The sequence below is a fragment of the Geobacillus sp. C56-T3 genome (genome assembly GCF_000092445.1).
In the GTDB taxonomy this organism is placed as follows: Bacteria; Bacillota; Bacilli; order Bacillales; family Anoxybacillaceae; genus Geobacillus; species Geobacillus thermoleovorans.
The window spans coordinates 668458-685670 of the sequence record NC_014206.1; the positions used below are offsets into that span (position 1 = coordinate 668458).

18 protein-coding genes are annotated in these 17213 nt (G+C 54.0%); 9 read left to right on the forward strand and 9 right to left on the reverse strand.

Features of this window, described 5'->3' with window-relative positions; genetic code table 11:
* The first annotated feature begins 68 nt into the window (after positions 1-68).
* Together GC56T3_RS03500 and GC56T3_RS03505 are read left to right on the forward strand one after the other, a co-directional pair.
* Positions 69-2147: a hypothetical protein gene (locus GC56T3_RS03500; protein ID WP_013144400.1), complete on the forward strand. Its 2079-nt coding sequence runs from the start codon at positions 69-71 to the stop codon at positions 2145-2147.
* 96 nt (positions 2148-2243) lie between these two features.
* On the forward strand, positions 2244-4202 hold the full coding sequence (locus tag GC56T3_RS03505; protein ID WP_013144401.1) for a beta-propeller fold lactonase family protein: 1959 nt from the start codon (positions 2244-2246) through the stop codon (positions 4200-4202).
* A 108-nt stretch (positions 4203-4310) separates the two neighbouring features.
* On the opposite strand, the gene GC56T3_RS03510 is transcribed toward GC56T3_RS03505, so the two are convergent.
* The 5 genes from GC56T3_RS03510 to yidD form a co-directional block, all read right to left on the reverse strand.
* Entirely contained in the window at positions 4311-5342 is a 1032-nt protein-coding gene (locus GC56T3_RS03510; protein WP_013144402.1) for a cytochrome d ubiquinol oxidase subunit II, read from the reverse strand.
* A gap of 15 nt (positions 5343-5357) precedes the next feature.
* Positions 5358-6707 (reverse strand): cytochrome ubiquinol oxidase subunit I, encoded by a 1350-nt coding sequence (locus tag GC56T3_RS03515; protein WP_013144403.1) that lies wholly within the window; start codon positions 6705-6707, stop codon positions 5358-5360.
* A gap of 130 nt (positions 6708-6837) precedes the next feature.
* Positions 6838-7824 (reverse strand): metal ABC transporter substrate-binding protein, encoded by a 987-nt coding sequence (locus tag GC56T3_RS03520; RefSeq protein ID WP_013144404.1) that lies wholly within the window; start codon positions 7822-7824, stop codon positions 6838-6840.
* Between the two features lie 79 nt (positions 7825-7903).
* Positions 7904-9088 (reverse strand): GTP-binding protein, encoded by a 1185-nt coding sequence (locus GC56T3_RS03525; protein ID WP_013144405.1) that lies wholly within the window; start codon positions 9086-9088, stop codon positions 7904-7906.
* A gap of 87 nt (positions 9089-9175) precedes the next feature.
* Positions 9176-9418, reverse strand: coding sequence for a membrane protein insertion efficiency factor YidD (gene yidD / locus GC56T3_RS03530; RefSeq protein WP_013144406.1), 243 nt, complete (start codon positions 9416-9418; stop codon positions 9176-9178).
* 213 nt (positions 9419-9631) lie between these two features.
* On the opposite strand from yidD, the gene GC56T3_RS03535 reads away from it, so the two are divergent.
* Positions 9632-10108 (forward strand): S-ribosylhomocysteine lyase, encoded by a 477-nt coding sequence (locus GC56T3_RS03535; RefSeq protein ID WP_011232335.1) that lies wholly within the window; start codon positions 9632-9634, stop codon positions 10106-10108.
* A 22-nt stretch (positions 10109-10130) separates the two neighbouring features.
* Here GC56T3_RS03535 and ytzI read toward each other — a convergent pair whose 3' ends face one another.
* Positions 10131-10292 carry a YtzI protein gene (ytzI, locus tag GC56T3_RS18325; RefSeq protein ID WP_080706505.1) on the reverse strand — a complete coding sequence of 54 codons (162 nt, stop codon included), beginning with the start codon at positions 10290-10292 and terminating at the stop codon, positions 10131-10133.
* Positions 10293-10844: 552 nt separating this feature from the next.
* On the opposite strand from ytzI, the gene GC56T3_RS03540 reads away from it, so the two are divergent.
* The 4 genes from GC56T3_RS03540 (at position 10845) to ytkD (ending at position 12778) form a co-directional block, all read left to right on the forward strand.
* Positions 10845-11285 (forward strand): Dps family protein, encoded by a 441-nt coding sequence (locus GC56T3_RS03540; RefSeq protein WP_013144408.1) that lies wholly within the window; start codon positions 10845-10847, stop codon positions 11283-11285.
* A 153-nt stretch (positions 11286-11438) separates the two neighbouring features.
* On the forward strand, positions 11439-11834 hold the full coding sequence (locus GC56T3_RS03545; RefSeq protein ID WP_011232332.1) for a holin family protein: 396 nt from the start codon (positions 11439-11441) through the stop codon (positions 11832-11834).
* Positions 11835-11895: 61 nt separating this feature from the next.
* Positions 11896-12228, forward strand: a complete 333-nt coding sequence (locus tag GC56T3_RS03550; RefSeq protein ID WP_013144409.1) for a hypothetical protein — start codon at positions 11896-11898, stop codon at positions 12226-12228.
* Between the two features lie 58 nt (positions 12229-12286).
* The gene (gene ytkD, locus GC56T3_RS03555) at positions 12287-12778 is read left to right on the forward strand and encodes an RNA deprotection pyrophosphohydrolase (protein WP_013144410.1); all 492 of its coding nucleotides are present in this window, start codon (positions 12287-12289) and stop codon (positions 12776-12778) included.
* 124 nt (positions 12779-12902) lie between these two features.
* Here ytkD and GC56T3_RS03560 read toward each other — a convergent pair whose 3' ends face one another.
* The 3 genes from GC56T3_RS03560 to GC56T3_RS03570 are packed head-to-tail and all read right to left on the reverse strand — an operon-like array spanning position 12903 to position 15510.
* Positions 12903-13712 carry an ABC transporter permease gene (locus tag GC56T3_RS03560; RefSeq protein ID WP_013144412.1) on the reverse strand — a complete coding sequence of 270 codons (810 nt, stop codon included), beginning with the start codon at positions 13710-13712 and terminating at the stop codon, positions 12903-12905.
* The gene (locus GC56T3_RS03565) at positions 13696-14487 is read right to left on the reverse strand and encodes an ABC transporter ATP-binding protein (protein WP_013144413.1); all 792 of its coding nucleotides are present in this window, start codon (positions 14485-14487) and stop codon (positions 13696-13698) included. The genes GC56T3_RS03560 and GC56T3_RS03565 overlap by 17 nt, the downstream gene beginning before the upstream one ends.
* 18 nt (positions 14488-14505) lie before the next feature.
* A complete protein-coding gene (locus GC56T3_RS03570) occupies positions 14506-15510 on the reverse strand; it encodes an ABC transporter substrate-binding protein (RefSeq protein WP_041468211.1) in 1005 nt (334 codons plus the stop codon).
* A 291-nt stretch (positions 15511-15801) separates the two neighbouring features.
* Between GC56T3_RS03570 and GC56T3_RS03575 the strand changes: the two genes are divergently transcribed.
* Both GC56T3_RS03575 and GC56T3_RS03580 read left to right on the forward strand, forming a co-directional pair.
* Positions 15802-16590, forward strand: coding sequence for a S9 family peptidase (locus tag GC56T3_RS03575; RefSeq protein ID WP_013144415.1), 789 nt, complete (start codon positions 15802-15804; stop codon positions 16588-16590).
* A 92-nt stretch (positions 16591-16682) separates the two neighbouring features.
* Positions 16683-16925: a DUF2584 domain-containing protein gene (locus tag GC56T3_RS03580; RefSeq protein WP_013144416.1), complete on the forward strand. Its 243-nt coding sequence runs from the start codon at positions 16683-16685 to the stop codon at positions 16923-16925.
* Positions 16926-17213: the final 288 nt, after the last annotated feature.

Consider the following 17213-nt stretch of genomic DNA (forward strand, 5'->3'; position numbering starts at 1 on the left):
CGCCGGCGTATAATGAAATAGGTTGAAAATGAAAATCGTTATTTTTAAATAAAATGGAGGAGCAAGCCATGAAACGCATGCCTTGGAAAGTCATGGCCACGTCGGCGGCGGCCTCGCTGCTTTTGGCGTCCGGCTGTTCCGCCGTCGGGGAGAAAGAGAACGGCCGTTCATCGGAAGCGCCGCACCTGCACGTGCCGGTGGCGGACGATCATTTTGATACGGCCGGCAATATGTTTGCCTATTCCGAATTTGAGCTGTCCGGAGAGCCGTTGGCGGAAGGGCTCGGGCTTGATTTGGACACCCTTGACGCGAGAAAGCCGGATGAGCCGACGAAATTTGACTATACGGCCGGCATCGAGTCATACGAGTATTCCGAAGAGGCGATGTACGAAGTGACGGAAAAGTCAGGGCTCGGGCTTCATCTCATCAACGGCCCGATCGCCAAGCAACGGGCCGAACAGCGGCATAAGCCAGCCGATGAAGCACTCGCCGACCGTTTTTATGAGCTTGCGGACAGCGTCGGCTATCCGCGCGAGGAAATTTTCCGCAACATGTTCCCGACCTTCATCGAGTACGCCGGCGGCGATCCGCATTATGCGCAAAAGGTTGACACGGACGTGTACGCGGAAAATGACGACGGTACATACGTTCCCGTCTATCAAGTCGATTTCCAATCGCTTCGTTGGGATCGCCGAAAAATGGACAAAGTGCTCACGCCATCGGCTTACGGCGGCGTCTTTTTGAAGCAAGCGCTTTGGGCCGGCGACTTTTTGGGGAATTTTCATCAAAAAGACAGCGATGAAGAGGTGGAGGCGAAAACGCCAAACGACGATCAAAGCGGGAAAGTCGCTCTTGGCGTCAGCTCCGCCGACGGGATGCAAGGGATGATTTTGACGGAACAAATATGGAACAAGCTGGCTTTTATCCGTGACCATTTATTTTATGATGCGAAGCAACAGGCGTTGACGAAGGCAGCCGGCAGCCGCTACAACCCAAGCGGGGGATTCGTCTATTTGCCGCACGCGGTGGAAGTGGCTGAAGGGGGAAGCGAGCTGGCGCCGGATGCGGCGAAGTTGGTCGTCAAAGATCCCCGCAGCTTGCTTGAGGACCAATGGCTCATGCTATGGCCGGCGGCGGAGTTTTTCGGCATGACCGACCAGCGGCCGGAAAACAAAAACCAAAACCCCGCGTTTTTGGCCGTGTTTGACGGAAAACCGTTCCCGAAAGCGGCAAAAGAAAATGTGGATGCCGATCCAGCCAACGACCGCGTGGCCGACGACCCGTATTCCGTCAACCGCGACGTGCTGCTGCAAGTGTTCCGCAACATCGATGCCATGCATTTCAATGAAAAAGCGGGCGCGTTTGTGACAGAACATGACGGGCGAACGCAAGGAAATCGGGTCGATACGTTCCAAGCCGGCTATACAATGGAAGCGCTCCGCATCTTCGAACGGGCGATTGACGGGATGCCGGTCGGCTATGCGAGCGGAGAGAGCGCCAAAGGGCTCGGCACGCCGGAAGGAAAGCGGGCGCTCGAGCTCATCCGCCGGCAAGCGGATTTTATCATGCACAACTTGATGCGAAAAGACGGGCTTGTCGCCAACGGCTATACGATCGGCCAAGGGCCGGATCAAGACGAGCCGACGCTTCTTGCCCAGCTTGGCGCGATCCGCGGGCTGACGGCGGCGTTTTTGGCGACGAAAGACGAAGCGTACCGCGATGCGGCGCGCCTTGTTTATGAGGCGATGGACCGCCATTTTTGGGATCAAAAATGGCACGTGTACCATACGGGAGAAAAAGAGGACAAGTACACCCCGTGGCTCGCCGGCGCGTTGTCGGGGGTGTTCCGCGTGGCGCTGCAAAACTTGAACAACGACCAAGCGGATGAGACGGCGAAACCCCTTGACCGCGAAACGATCATCTCCCGCTACGTCGACTTTTACGACCGGATCGTCGATGGCCCGACGCTTCAGGAAGGGATGCAGGCAAGCGAGTTTTGGGATACGGGAGATGTCTACATCAAAGGGAAAAAATTGGGCAACACCGACCGCGACCGTGTGCCGCAAGTGCAGGCGGCCGGCGGCCCATACGGCGTGGCGCCGGTGTTGCGGACGGTCAAGGTCAACGTTGGGTCCGGCAACAAATAACAGAAAGAAAGCGGCGAATACGATTGAGATTCGCCGCTTTTCTTTGTAAAATTGAGGATGGTTATCATTTTCGTGAAAAAACGGGGGAATATTGAAATGCGAAAATGGTGGTTCGCCGCGGCGATCGCCGCGCTGTTGGCCGGCTGTCAGGACGAAAAGGCAGGGCATGAGCAGCCAAAAGTGGTCAGACACGCCCCGGCGCACGGCGACAACATCGCCGTAAGCAGCGACGGGCGCTATGTCTACACCGCCAACATCGATGTGGATACAGTGACAATCATCAACGCGAAAACCAAAACGAAGGAAGCGGAAATCCCCGTCGGCCGCGAACCGCGCCAGCTGGCGCTCAGCCCGGATGGACGGACGCTGTATGTTTCCTGCATGTACGATGATGAAGTGGACGTCGTGTCGCTTGACAAGCGGAAAGTCGTCGACCGTTGGAAAACGGGGATCGAGCCGTTCGGTATCGTCACCAGTCCGGATGGGGCGGAAGTATATGTCGCCAACTACCGCTCGGGCACGGTCTCGGTGTTTGACGCCGAGAGCGGGAAGCGGACCAAAGACATCCAAGCGGGCGATCGGCCGCGGGCGCTGGCGCTGACAGCGGACGGAAGGAAGCTGTACGTGACGCAATATTTGGCGGCCAAAGTCACCGTGATTGACACAAAGAAACGGCGGGCGGTCAAGGAAATCGCCCTCGCCCCGTCGCCGGACAAAGCCGATCGAAAAAAAAGCCAAGGCATTCCGAACACGCTTGAGCAAATCGTCATCGCCCCGGACGGCAAAAAAGCGTATATTCCGCACTTATTGACCAACATCGATACGCCGATCCAATTTGAGGAAACGGTCTTTCCGGCCATCTCGGTCATTGATGCAACGAAAGACGCTGAGTTGCCGAACGAGCGGAAAGAGCTGTTTGCCGCGATCAATGTCACGGATGTTCATAACGAGACGATCATCGTCTCCAATCCGTACGATGTGGCGTTTTCCCCGGACGGCGGCAAAGCGTACGCGGTCATGTCCGGCAGCGAGGACCTCGTCGTCTTTGACTTGCGCCGCGGCGGCAAGGCGACGCAAATTTTGCGCCGCATCCACGGCAACAATCCGCGCGGGATCGCGATTTCGCCGGATGGGAAGACGCTTTACGTCCACAACGCCATGAGCCATGATTTGGCCGTGATCAAAACCGGAGGAAAAAGCCCATATGCGAAAGCGAAGCAGGAGAGCGGCACGATCCGCCTCATTGCGAAAGATTCGCTCTCCCCGCTCGTGCGTGAAGGAAAAACGATCTTTTACAGCGCCAACAGCGACGAGTTTGCCATCAACATCACAGGGAACAATTGGATGAGCTGCGCTTCGTGCCATAGCGACGGCGACATCAACGGCTTGACGCTCATGACGGCGAAAGGGCCGCGCAACGTGCCGAGCAATATTTTGGCGACGAAAACCGGGCTGTTTATGTGGGATGGGTCGCGCGACGATTTTACTGACTACATTCATACCGTGCAAGGCGAGATGGGCGGCATGACGGCGATCGACCCGTCCAAGCCGCTGCCGCCGAACGTCCAGCATATGTTTGACGCCATTCTCGCCTACTTGAACGACCCGCGTTCGTTCCCCGTGCCGAAAAGCCCGTATCGAAAGGCGGACGGCAGCTTGACGGCGGAAGCGAAGGAAGGGGAGCGCCTGTTTAACGGGAAAGGGAATTGCTTAAGCTGCCATGGGGGCGAGTATTTCACCGACAGCGTCAAGGCGGTCGGGCCGGACGGGAAATTGACGACTGCCAATACCGCCTACTTGCACGACATCGGCACGGCCAATCCGAAGGACCGCGCCTCCAAAGGCGACGCCCGCGCCCGGTTCACAAACCCGCGGACGCCCAAGCAGTGGGATACGCCGACGCTGCGCGGCGTATGGGCGACAGCCCCGTATTTGCATGACGGCAGCGCGAAAACGATCGAGGAAGCAATCCGGCGCCATCGGACGAAAGAAGTGCAAACATTGACGCCGGGAGAAATTGCGGCCATTGCGGCCTATGTCCGCTCGCTGCAATAGTGAGAGTGATGGGTGAGGAAAAGGGTGCTTTTCTTTCTGCAGGGCAGAAGGATAGCACCGTCATAAAGGAAGGTGTCCCACGCGTGTTGGGGACACCCTTTTTCCTTGTTATTTTGGCCGTACATAGCGCTTATCGTGCATAAACAAACGCCAGAAATAGACGAAGCCGGGAAACAAAATGAGAAAGCCCACGATGTAGGAGGCAAACAGCGCCCGGAATGTATCCGGATGGGTAAAGGCCGACTCGATCGTGACATCCGGATACACCATATAGGGCAGATGGGCTTTTCCATAGGCGTAACTAGCCAGAAAATATTGAATGACAATCGCGATGACCGCGAGCCGAGGCCTCCCTCTGACATGAGGGTGCCGAGAAGACGGCAGGGAGAGGGCGATGCCCGCGGCGGCGAACATCGCCACCGAACCGATCAGCCACGGCCAATACTCCATCATCCTGTCATACAGCCATTTGGCTTCGTAGCGCATCGTCAGCATCATGCCCCCCGCCATCAACAACGAGAGGGGCCCCGTGATCCAAGCGTCGCGCCGATACAGGCGGTAGGCTTCCCGGTCTCCTGCTTCAAGAGAGTAATCCGCCAATAAGAGAGAAGACAGAAACAGCGTGCTCGAAATCGCAAAGCCCATGAAGGAATGGGCATGGGGGCTTGTAAAGAAGCGCTCCAAATCGAGAGTCGGGACGCCCTTGCGGATGTCGATGAATTCTCCATGCGTAATGGGCAGCACGCTAATGAGCAAGGCCGGGATGATGATCCCGGTGATGCCGGAAATATAGGTGAGCGCTTTTTCATATTCTTTGGCGACGTGGGCAAACACGAGAAAGGCGCTGCGGATCGCGAGCAAGATCAAAATGATGCTGCCGGGGACAAGAAGCACCGTCCCAAGCAGGAAGGCGGCGCCGGGAAAAAAACTGAACAAGGCGACCACAATCGCGACGATAAAGACATTGGTCACCTCCCAGGTGGGCGATAAATAGCGGTTCGCAATCTTGGTGGCATTCGCTTTTTCGCGATGGATATAGACCATCGACCAAAAACCGGCGCCAAAGTCCATCGTCGCCATGACGGCATAAATGAAAATAAACCCCCATAGCACGGTAATGGCAATCAGCTCATTGGTCATGAATCGTTCTCCTTTCTAGACGGGCAGCGTGCCTTCATTGGGCGGTTTGCGCAGCTCGTCCGCCACCGGATGGCGGCGGAAATAATAGCGAAGCACGAGCACCACGGCGATGCTCAATAGGATGTAAATCGCCACAAACAAAGCAAACAAGACCGCTAAATTTCCTGTTTGCGTGACGGCTTCTTCCGTTTTCATCATCCGGTAAATGACCCATGGCTGCCTTCCGGTGCAGGCAAAAATCCAGCCGCATTCAATGCCGATCACGGCCAGCGGCCCGGCGGCGACAAAACTATATAGGAGCCAGCGCGGAAAGGCAGGCCGCTTCCGCCAGTTCTGCCAGACCAGCGCGGCCGCCGACAGGAACAGGAGAAGCACGCCGATGCCCACCATGGCGTTAAATAGCGTATGGACAAACAGCGGCGGCCACCATTCTTTCGGAAAATCGTTCAGCCCTTTGACGACGGTGTCGAAACGGTTGCCGGCCAAAAAGCTGAGCGCCCACGGAATTTCAATGGCCCACTTTACGGATTGCGTTTTTGCATCGGTAAATCCGCCGATGGCTAACGGGGCATGGGATTGGGTTTCAAACAGCCCTTCGGCCGCCGCTAGTTTTTCCGGCTGGTATTGATGAAGGAGTTGGGCCGATTCATGCCCGTTGATGGCGGTCAACAGCGAGAATACGCCGCCGACTGCCAACGAGAGCTTGAGCGCTTTTTGGTGAAAACGCCGCACTTGCTCGTTTTGGGAGGCGCGCAACAGCTGGTAAGCGGCGATTGATGCCAACACAAAGGCTCCGGTCATATAGGCGGACAGGACGACATGTCCGGCCGTGACGAAAAAGCTTGGATTGAAAAAGGCCGCCCATGGGTCGACATCCACGATTTCGCCGTTTTCGATCCGAAATCCCGCCGGCGTGCCTTCAAAAGCGTGCACGTTGGTAATTAAAATGGCGGAAGCGCTGGCGCCAAGCGCGACAAAAAACACGCTCACAATCCGCATCAACGGAGAGATGCGGTCAGCGGCGTACACATAAATGGACATAAACAACGCTTCAATAAAAAAGGCGTAAATTTCAATTTGAAACGGGAGGGACATCACTTTTCCGATCACTTCCATAAAGCCCGGCCATAGGAGCGACAACTGCACCCCGGCGATGGTGCCTGACGGAATGGCCACTCCAAGCAATACGGCCAACCCTTTCGTCCAGCGTTTCGCCATGACGGCATAATCATAATCTTTTGTCTTTTGGTATAAAAGTTCCGCCAGCAAAATCATGATCGGGATTCCGACTCCAAGTGTGGCGAAAATGATATGAAACGCCATCGTCGTCCCGAATAAGCTGCGGGCAATGATCACGTCATCCATTTCACAACATCCCTTTCTTTTTTCTTATGGTTTTCCATTTTTTCTTTGATTATTCCTTATTTTAGGGAAGGATGGTCTGGAAGGGAAACGAAACCGCCTGCCTCAATCGAAAGAGGCAGGCGGTTGTATTTCAATGAAGGGCTTTTTGCAGCACGCGGAGATTCTCGGCCATAAGGGCAAAGTAATCTTTGTGGGCTTTTCGATCTTCATCGGTCAGCGATTCCAAGTTATGCAGACGGAGCGGCTTGGCGCCGATTTCGTTCTGAATCACTTCCGCCGTTTTGGGATGAACATTTTGTTCGAAAATGACATAGCGGATGTGATGCTGTTTGGCTGTCTGGATGAGCTGAGTCAGCTCTTTTTGCGATGGTTCGTTGCTCGGAGAAAGCCCGGAAACGCTCAGCTGTTTGATTCCGTAGCGGTCTTCCCAATATCCGTAGGCTTGATGGGAAACGAGTATCTCTTTTCTAGGAGCTTTCTCCACTGTTGAACGGAATTGCCCGTCAAGGCGCTCGAGCTTCATCTTTAACGTTTCAAAGTTTTGCATAAACAGGTCTTTTTTTTCAGGTTTCAGTTCAATCAGCAAATCGCGGATGTTCTTGGCGATCGCAATGGATCGGATGGGGTCAAGCCATACGTGAGGATCTTTGTCTCCGTGTTCATGGCCATGTTCTTCCTCATGTCCCTCTCCGTGTTCGTCTTTGTGCCCTTCGCCATGCGCATGCTCCTGTTCATGGTTCGATTCAAGCAATTCGATGCCGTTTGTAGCCACGAGAAATCGGACGTGCTCATTTTGTAATGTTTCCTGCAGTTTTTCGGCGAACGGTTCCATCCCGTGGCCAATGTAAATGAAGGCGTCCGCATCGGCAATCTGCTGCACGGTTTTGGTTGTCGGTTCGAACGTATGGGCTTCAACTCCCGGCGGGTAAACGCTTTTGACGTTCACAGCGTCGCCGCCGATTTTTTTCGTAAAGTCTTCAAGCGGATAGACGGTTGTATAAATCGTTAGCTGATCGTTCGATGTTTGGCCCTCTTTTGTTTCTGGCTTCGATTGACAGCCGTATAGCAAGGCGCTCGTCGCCAAAAGGAAAGACAAAATGATGGACGTTGCTCTCATGTTGAACTCCTTTCTGGAATCAAGATGTCCGCATTTATTATATCGTAATCATTACGATTTGAAAATGGTGGATCACCGTTTAGGCCGAAGGAATCAATGAAGGAAACGGATTGGGCAACAGCGTCCAATCTTCCTTCATCTCCTCATCGGTCAGCAAGCATTGGTCCAGTGAGCGTTCGATGCGATCTGCGTTCATATGGATGCCAATCAACACGAGTTCGGTCAAGCGATCGCCGTAGGTGTCATCCCACTTTTCCTGCCATGCTTCCTCTTCTTGCAACAGCTGTTTTATGTCCTCTTCTGGATAGGAAGCCATCCATCGTCCCGCTGCTTGCATGGAGATGGATGTCCCTGCTTGCGATAGGAGAATGCACCAGTCGTTCCAAGACACGAGCCAAATAAATCCTTTCGCGCGAACCACTTCTGTGGGCCAGTTTTCAAGCCAATTCATCAAACGTTCCGGATGAAACGGCCGCTTTCTTCGATAAACAAAGGAAGAGATGCCGTATTGTTCAGTCTCGGGTGTGTGCTCTTCATTCAGCTCTTTGATCCAGCCGGCTGATTGGCTCGCTTTTTCAAAATCAAATAAGTGGGTGTTTAAAATGGAATCGAGCGGCACTTGGCCGAAAGTTGCCGGGATGATGACGGCTTCTGGATTCAGCTTTTGGAGCACTTTTTGCAGTTTTTGAACTTCCTCCGGCGAAACAAGATCGATTTTATTCACGACAATGACATTGGCGAACTCGATTTGTTCAATGAGCAAATCCGCAATTTCGCGGCTGTCCGTTTCATCGACGGCCTGTTGGCGGTCAAGCAAGGTTTCGCCCGAGGAAAAGTCCGTCCAAAAACGGTTGGCGTCGACAACCGTCACCATGGTGTCCAATCGGCATTTTCGGGATAGATCGATTCCAAGTTCCTCATCCAAATACGTAAACGTTTGCGCAACGGGAATGGGTTCGCTGATTCCGGAAGATTCAATGACAATATAGTCGATTTCCCCGTTTTCGACAAGCTGATCGACCGCTTTGATTAAATCCTCCCGCAAGGTGCAGCAAATACAGCCATTTTGAATTTGGATGAGCTTTTCTTCGGTGCGGAAAAAGCCGTTTTGCCGAACGAGTTCGGCATCAATATTGATTTCACTCATATCGTTGACAATGACGGCGATTTTTTTTCCTTCCCGATTGTGCAAAATATGATGAAGCAAAGTCGTTTTTCCTGATCCTAAGTAACCGCTTAATACAGTGACAGGAATTTTGTTCATCTATAGCCCCTCCATTTTGAAAATAGTAATCATTACGATTTAACACGATCCATCATACAAAAAAATAAAGCCCAAGGCAATAGTTTTTTAGTTATTTTTTCTTTTCAGATGATGGATCAGTTCAGGGACAGGGTCAAGCCCGCCCGGATGGAACGGGTGGCATTTCAAAATGCGCTTGACCGTCAGCCATCCCCCTTTTATGGCGCCAAAGCGCCGGATCGCTTCGATGCCATAGTTCGAGCAGGTCGGATAAAAGCGGCATGTCGGCGGCTTGAGCGGAGAAAGGAAGCGTTGATAAAAACGGATGCACCAAATCAGCCATTGGCCCATGTACAGTTCTCCTTTCTGTGATCATCATGATTACAATAGAACAAACCGTTCTTTTGTTCAAGCAAAACGACTGTCGTTCGCTCGGAATGGGGGCGCTCGCCCAGACCTTGCTTTTTGGGCATAGACGCCAAGCGAGAGGCAAAAAAGATGCGGGACGCCCCTCGTTTTGGTTATGATAAAGAAAGAGGATCAAAATAGCTAGGAGTGATTGACATGCCTTCACCGGTGGAAAGCTTTGAATTGGACCATTGCGCGGTCAAAGCGCCGTACGTTCGGCATTGCGGCGTTCACAAAGTCGGCAGCGACGGCGTCGTCAATAAGTTTGACATCCGTTTTTGCCAACCGAACAAAGAGGCGATGGATCCGGCCGCGATTCATACGCTCGAGCACCTGCTTGCGTATACGCTGCGCCGACATGCGGCCAAATATGATCATTTCGATATTATCGACATCTCGCCGATGGGCTGCCAAACCGGGTTTTATCTTGTCGTGAGCGGCTCGCCAACCGTGGACGAGATCATTGATTTGTTGGAAGAAGCCATGAAGGACGCGCTCGCCGCGACGGAAGTGCCAGCCGCGACCGAGCGGCAATGCGGCCAAGCGAAGCTGCATGATCTAGAGGCGGCCAAACAGCTGATGCGCTTTTGGCTTTCGCAAGAGAAAGAAGAGTTGAAAAAGGTGTTTGGTTGATGAACAAGCCGGCCCCGCGCCGCTACTGAGGCTGCTTCGGGCCCGCTTGTTGTTCGCCGCCGCGTTCATTCGGGAGCGGATCGACCGTATGCTTGTAGGCATACGCTTTGGAAGTCGTGACGACCGCCAGCGCAAGAACGACAGCGGCGATGATGAGGCAAACGATCAAGGTCCAGTACATCATGACGCCCGCCTTTTTTCTTTTTATTATACCATATCTGGCAGAGCTGGCGTTCATATTTCCGGTGAAATCGGGCAAGCTATCCATCGACACGTTTTCCATGTTTCATCTCTATTTCGCGCAGGAGACTCCCACTCAACGACCAAAGGGAGTAAGTGGGAGAGGAATGCGCGTTCCCCCTTTCTTTTGTGTATGATAGAATAAAGACGTGGAGAAAACCGTTCAATAAAGGCACTCCAATAACGGCTGCTCGATGTATGGAGTTGGTTGCAGGAAACGTTGCAACCGTAAAACATCGAGCGTAGGTCTGTCTGTTGTGTGTGGAAGCCAAGTACTGCCAACAGACACACCGAGAGAATCGGTAACGATGCAGGCATGACCTGCGTCGTTGGGTAGTCGTCAACCTGCCCCTGATGCAACCCCAAGTCAAGGAAGGAGGACGAAGTCCGCTCGCACTTCTGGGGAGTTGCAAGCCCCCACTTCAAGCGTTAGCTAAGTGGGGGTAGTTGACCAACAAGCCAGCTGGGTACAAGAACCATGAGGAGGAGTGAGAGGATGACAACTCGACTGATCGATCTTGTCAACAAGCAAATCGCCAACTGGACTGTGTTGTACGTGAAATTGCACAACTATCATTGGTATGTCACCGGGCCGCAGTTTTTCACGCTGCATGAAAAATTCGAAGAGCTGTACAACGAAGCCGCGACCCACATTGACGCACTGGCCGAGCGGCTGTTGGCCTTGGGTGGCAAGCCTGTGGCGACGATGAAAGACTGCCTCAAGCAGGCGTCCGTCAAAGAAGCAGCCGGGACGGAAACGGCGGAGCAAATGGTCGCTTCGATTGTCGGCGACTTTGAAACGATGATCGGCGAATTGAAAGAAGGCATGAAGCTGGCGGATGAAGTGAACGATGAAACGACGGGGGATATGCTGCTTGGCATTCATCGCAGCTTGGAAAAACACGTCTGGATGTTGAAATCGTTCTTAGGACGATAAGAAGAGGAGGCTGTCCTCAGGCCGGGGGACGGCCTTTTGCTTTGTCCTGTCTTTGTCGAAAAAGGGCGATTTTTTAGGGAATGCGCCGCGCCGCGTTCTCCCCTCCGGGCATACGATAGTTACGCGTATCCTATGTTCAAGGAGGGGGGGAGCGTGAACAAGCCGATCCCGATGGTTGCCGTGTCGCTGTTCGGTTCGTTTTTGTCGCTGTTTGTCGGCAGCGTGGACTCATTTGTCGTGATTTTGCTTGCTTTGGTCATTGTCGACTACCTTACCGGCATTGCCGCCAGCGCGGTCGAAGGCAAGCTGTCAAGTCAAGTCGGCTTTCGCGGCATCATCCGCAAACTGTTGATTTTCATTCTGGTGGCGGCGTCGCATCTCGTCGATTTGGCCATTGGATGGAACATGCATGTAATCCGCGATGCGATCATTTTTTTCTATATCGCCAATGAGTTTATCTCGATTGTGGAAAACGCCGGCCGGGCGGGCGTTCCGATCCCGTCCGTGCTGCGCAAGGCGATCGAGCTGTTGAAAGATGAAATAAAATAAGCATATTTTTCCCCGATTGCCCCACACTAAGCAAAAAGAGCAAAAGAAGGAGTGGACGAAGGTGGCAGACGAACGAAAAAAGACGTATTACGTCTCAATGGCGCACGGGGAAATTTCCCAGTTGAAAACGGCATCGCCGTGGGACTTTCAAATTGAGGCGACCGACGAGGAAATCGCACGCCTGCGCGAGTATTTTGACCAAAACTACTCCACCGACTGGCAGGCGTTTTGGCGCACCCATGTGCCGTACATCCAATACCACTATGATCGGGAAAACGATGCGTACGACCGGACGATTGTCGACATTTACAAAATGATTTATGAACTCGGCAACGACGAAGCGAAAGAGCACATCCGCTCGATGGGCATTCTCCCGGACGAAAAAGAACCGTAAACGCCGCGAGTCGAGCGGCGTTTTTCTGTATAATGGGGAGAGGAAAGGGGAGAGTCCGATGCATGAATTTCGCGATTATTACGGACATCGCGTTCGGCTGGCCTTTGCCGATCATCCGTTTTCCCCCTCCCCCGGGCATGTATGGGTCATTTGCCGCTATGGCGGGCGATGGCTGTTGACGGATCATCCGCGCCGCGGCCTTGAGTTCCCCGGCGGCAAGGTGGAAGAAGGGGAAACAGCGGCGGAAGCCGCGGCCCGCGAAGTGATGGAAGAAACGGGGGGAATCGTCGGCCGGCTCGAATACATCGGCCAATATAAAGTGGAGCCGGATATCGTGAAAAACATTTATTTTGCCGACATCGCTGCGCTCGTCGAGCTGGGGTCGTATTTGGAAACGAACGGCCCGGTGCTGCTTGAGGCGCTGCCGGATGACATCCGCACGGATGATCGGTTCAGCTATATCATGAAAGACGATGTCCTTTCGCTTTCGCTTGCCGAGTTGAAACAGCGCGGACTGATCAGCCGAGGGGAAAGAAGCGGAGAGCGGTGATGATTTTAGACGGCTTTTGTTGGTCATCCGGTTCCATGAAGGAAGAAGCCAAGGGGGTATGGGCGGATGCCGGCCCGACGTCAGGAATGAAAAGAGACGCCCGTCGATCGTTTACGAACGTCTCTTAACGGCGGCTGCCCCATTTTTTCTCGACGATGGCAACAAGTTGGTACATAACAGTCGACAACAAAGCGACAATGAGCAGGCTCATCAATACAAGCGTGAAGTTGAACACTTGGAAGCCGTAAATGATTAAATAGCCGAGCCCTTGTTTCGAGACGAGAAACTCGCCGGTGATGACGCCGACCCAAGCGAGGCCGACGTTCACTTTCAACGTCGAAATGATCGCCGGGAACGACGCCGGCAGCACCGCCTCTTTAAAGCATTGGCAGCGGGTGGCGCCGAACGTCCGCAATACTTTCAAATAGTTCGGATCCACCTCTTGGAACGCCGAATAGACGACGATCGTCGTGATAATGATGGAAATGACGACGCCCATGGCGATAATGGACGTAAATCCTGGTCCGAGAGCGACGATCAAAATCGGCCCGAGGGCGACTTTTGGCATGGCGTTGAAGACGACCAAATACGGATCGAGCGTTTTCGCTAAGCGCGGAAACCACCAAAGGACCGCGCCGATGAGCGCTCCGCCGACGGTGCCGATGAGAAACCCGAGCAACGTTTCAAACAATGTCGCCCATGTGTGGACAAACAGCGAATGATCGCTGAGTTTTTCGATAAACAGCCTGATGATGGCCGACGGTGAGCTGAACAAGAGCGGATCGACCCAATGAAAGCGGCTCGCCGCTTCCCAGACGGCGAAAAAGGCGACAAGCAGCGCCGCCTGCCAAAGGCGGATCACCCGCCGTTCTTTGCGCAACGCGGCGAGGTACTCACGGTGCAGCGACTGGATGCGGTCAGGAGCTTGATTCAAGGGCCTCCATCTCCTTCCAAATGGATTGAAAGAGCGCCGGAAACGATGGATGCTGGCGGGCGGCAAGCGGCGGGCGGCCGCGCAGTTCATCCGGGATGACAAACGTCCGCACAAGGCGGCCGGGGCGCGGCGAAAACAAGAAAATGCGATCGCTCATGGCGATGGCTTCTTCGATGTCATGGGTGACGAGCACCGCTGTTTTTTCGTATTGTTTTAACGTCTTCCAAACGAGTTCTTCCAGTTTCAGCTTTGTTTGTTGATCGAGGGCGGAAAACGGCTCATCGAGCAACAACAGTTTCGGATCGGTCGCCAACGTGCGCACAAGCGCCGCACGCTGGCGCATGCCGCCGGACAGCTGGCTCGGGTAATACGACTCGACGCCGGCTAGGCCGATCTCCGCCAGCAGAGCGAGCGCCCGTTCTTTGGTTTGAGCAGTTAGCGTTCTAGTCATTTTTAAGCCGAGAAGGATGTTTTCTTCGATCGTTTTCCATGGGAATAGGTAGTCTTGCTGAAGCATGTAGCCGACCGCACGCCGCGCCGTTTGGGCGTCCGATCCGCCCGGCCAGAGCGGTTCGCCTTCTATGAGCACCGCCCCTTCCGTTGGTTCAATCAGCCCAGCGATGATGGACAAAAGCGTCGTTTTGCCGCAGCCGCTTGGGCCGAGAAAGGAGACAAATTCTCCTTTCTCGACGGACAGCGACACATCATCGAGTGCAGTGACAGCGGTCGTTTTTGTCAAATACGTGTGCGAGAGGCGGTCGATGACAAGAAACATTTCGTTCACCCGCTTTCGTCACTTGTTCATCGCGCTTTTGGCAAACGACGAATCAACAAGCGTGTTCACGTCGATGCGCTTCGGCAGCTCGCCGGCTTCGGCCATAATGGTTTGCAAGTGGTTCCATTCTTCTTCATCCAAAATCGGATCGGTCGCGTAGGTCCCTTGGCTTTTGTACCGGTCGACGACTTTTTCGATCAAAGCCAAATCGGTGTCTTTGAAATACGGCTGAATAGCTTTCGCGATCTCGGCGGCGCTGTGCGATTCGACCCATTGCTGCGCTTTGTAGATCGCGCGCGTAAATTTTTCGATCACGTCTTTGTTTTCGTTCATGTAGCTTCGTTTCGCCATATATGACGTGTACGGCACGCGCCCGGATTCGGTGCCGAATGAAGCGACGATATAGCCTTTCCCTTCTTGTTCGAAAAGGCTTGCCGTCGGCTCAAACAGCTGGACGAAATCGCCCGTCCCGCTCGCAAAGGCGTTGGCGATATTGGCGAAATCAACGTTTTGGATCAGCTTCAAATCTTGATGCGGGTCAATGCCGTGTTTTTTCAGCACAAACTCGCCGACCATTTGCGGCATGCCGCCTTTCCGTTGGCCGAGGAACGTGCTTCCTTTCAACATCTCCCATGTAAAGTGGCCGATTTTTTTGCGCGAGACGAGAAACGTTCCGTCCGTCTGGGTCAGTTGGGCAAAGTTGATGACCGGGTCGTCCGTTCCTTGGCTGTAGACGTAAATCGACGTTTCCGAGCCGACAAGGGCGATGTCCGCGCCGCCCGAAAGAAGCGTCGTCATCGTTTTGTCGCCGCCCCATGTCGTCGTCAGTTCGACATCCAGCCCCTCTTCTTTAAAGAAGCCTTTTGCCAGGGCGACGTACTGCGGCGCGTAAAAAATCGAGTGCGTCACTTCGGCGAGCCGCACTTTTTTGAGCGGCTTTTCGCTTTGGCCCCCGTCATTCGTGCAGGCGGAAAGCGGCAAAAGCAGCAGAAGCGAGCATAACCATACGGCCCATTTTTTCATGTTCGTTAACCCCCTTGGTTCGCATGCGGTAAACCGTGGTTTCACCTTATCGTATGCACGCAGCAAAAATGTGTGAATGCCTAGAAAAAATGGGCGGTCGAACGAGAACGGGCGGCGGTCGGGACGCTCCTCGCGCTCCAGGGCTTTTTCAAGCTGACGCTCGGCCAAGGGGCGGCATGCAAGAGCGGCGAGGCAGTCGGACATCCCCACTTGCCCTAATGAAAGAAGGCGTTGGGGAATGATGACGGTTGGTTCGCATCATCTGTTTTCGCATAGGAAGGAGGCAGGCGTATGGACGGGGACATCATCGATCAATACCGGTTTCCGTCGCCGCATCCGGGAATCGATGTGTTCTTTGTCACCTATATGTCCCAAGGGCTGAAGGTGAAAGGATTTTTAGCGGCGCCGAAACAAAATAAGGTGTATGACGGCTTCTTGTATTTGCGCGGCGGGATTAAAAATGTGGGGCAGGTGCGAGTGCCGCGCCTTGTCCAATTCGCTTCGCAAGGGTTTGTCGTCTTCGCTCCGCTTTACCGCGGCAATGGGGGCGGAGAAGGAAACGAAGATTTCGCCGGCGACGACCGTTATGACGCGCTCGCTGGGTTTCATCTCCTTCGCCGCCATCCGCTCGTCCATCCCGGGCGCGTTCACATGTTCGGCTTCTCCCGCGGCGGGGCGATGGCGCTCCATGCCGCCCTAATGGCCGAGGGGGTCTGTTCGGTGGCGGTCTGGGGCGGGGTGGCGGATCTGGAGCTTACGTATTGGGAGCGGCCTGACTTGCGGCGAATGATGAAGCGCGTCATCGGCGGGACGCCGAACAAATGCCCGGAGCGCTACCGGCATCGAACCCCGCTTTATTATCTCGAGCGGCTCCAAGCCCCGGTGCTCATCATCCACGGCGGGCGCGATGAGAACGTATCGATTGAGCACGCCTATCGGCTTGAGCGGCGGCTGAAACAGCTCGGCAAGCGAGTGACCGCGTGGTACTTTCCCGCGTTCACCCACTATTTCCCGCCGCCAGCCAATCGCGAGACGGTGCAAAGGCTCACGGAATGGATGAAACAACAGCCGACAATGTGATACGATACAACTAGAGGGGCGGCTGCGCGCGCCGCTCGGGTGGCGGCGCGGCCGCCAACGAATCGATGGGGTGCCAAGGAGGTTGGAATCATATGGGCATGCCGATGGAGCTGCAGACGGTCATTGTGACAAAAGGAAAGGAACAGCGCGTTCAAGGAAATGTGTTTGTGTTGGAAAAAGAAGGATACCGCTTGTATCCGCTTGACGTGCCGCTTGAAGTGCGCCGGACGGTGCAAAGCGAAGCGAGCGGCGTCGCGGTCGTGAGAAAGCTCGAATGGGAAGGCAGCCGGACGACGGTGACGTATGAGCTCGTCAGCCTGTATTCGACGAATTGAATACGGCTGTCTACAGGGAGGGCCTGATCAGTACGGAACGGATCCATTTGGCACGGGCGCAAACGGAAAAACGGTTTGCGCTCTTTGTTTTGGTTGTTGCCGTCTATTTTCACTTGTGGCGTCAGGACGACTCAGACAAGCATAAAAAATAGTCTTTGCTTGAGGATTTCCTGTAGAATGGAAAGCGACGTTTCATAATACCTATAGAAAAAGTAGGGGGGAAGAGAAGGAGTTTGGTTGAGGAGAGAGAATATAATACGATGAATTCAATGTCGCAAGGAGGGGAAA